Raw genomic sequence first — 738 nt, 5'->3', positions numbered from 1 at the left:
ACGATTTCGATCTCGTCGCCTACGTTGATGATACCGCGCTCTACACGGCCGGTTACCACGGTGCCGCGGCCGGAAATTGAGAATACGTCTTCAATCGGCAGCAGGAAGGGTTTGTCTACGGCACGCTCGGGCGTGGGGATGTAGCTGTCCAAAGCGGCGGCCAGTTCGAAGATTTTTTCTTTGTAGGCGGCATCGCCTTCCAAGGCACGCAGGGCGGAACCTTGTACGATCGGGCAGTCGTCGCCGGGGAAGTCGTAGCTTGACAGCAGGTCGCGGATTTCCATTTCAACCAGCTCCAGCAGCTCGGCATCGTCAACCATGTCGCATTTGTTCATGAATACGATGATGTAGGGTACGCCTACCTGACGGGCCAGCAGGATGTGCTCGCGGGTTTGCGGCATGGGGCCGTCGGCAGCGGATACCACCAGAATCGCGCCGTCCATTTGGGCGGCACCGGTAATCATGTTTTTAACGTAGTCGGCGTGGCCCGGGCAGTCTACGTGGGCGTAGTGGCGGCCTTCGGTTTCGTATTCTACGTGCGAGGTGTTAATGGTAATACCGCGGGCTTTTTCTTCCGGGGCGTTGTCGATTTGGTCGTAGCCTTTAGCCTGACCGCCGAATTTTTCGGCCAGAATGGTGGTCAGTGCGGCAGTCAAAGTGGTTTTACCATGGTCAACGTGACCGATGGTGCCAACGTTTACGTGCGGTTTGCTCCGCTCGAATTTCTCTTTAGCCATG

The 738-nt window shown here is 56.9% G+C and carries 1 protein-coding gene; it reads right to left on the bottom strand.

Annotated elements, in window-relative coordinates; translation table 11 throughout:
• Positions 1 to 737 (bottom strand): elongation factor Tu (locus NQ012_RS12855; RefSeq protein WP_257067967.1); only part of this gene is annotated, 737 nt, incomplete at its 3' end.
• Position 738: the final 1 nt, after the last annotated feature.

The sequence above is a fragment of the Neisseria dentiae genome (assembly GCF_024580525.1).
GTDB lineage: Bacteria > Pseudomonadota > Gammaproteobacteria > Burkholderiales > Neisseriaceae > Neisseria > Neisseria dentiae_A.
This window is presented reverse-complemented; position numbering and strand designations above follow the sequence as displayed.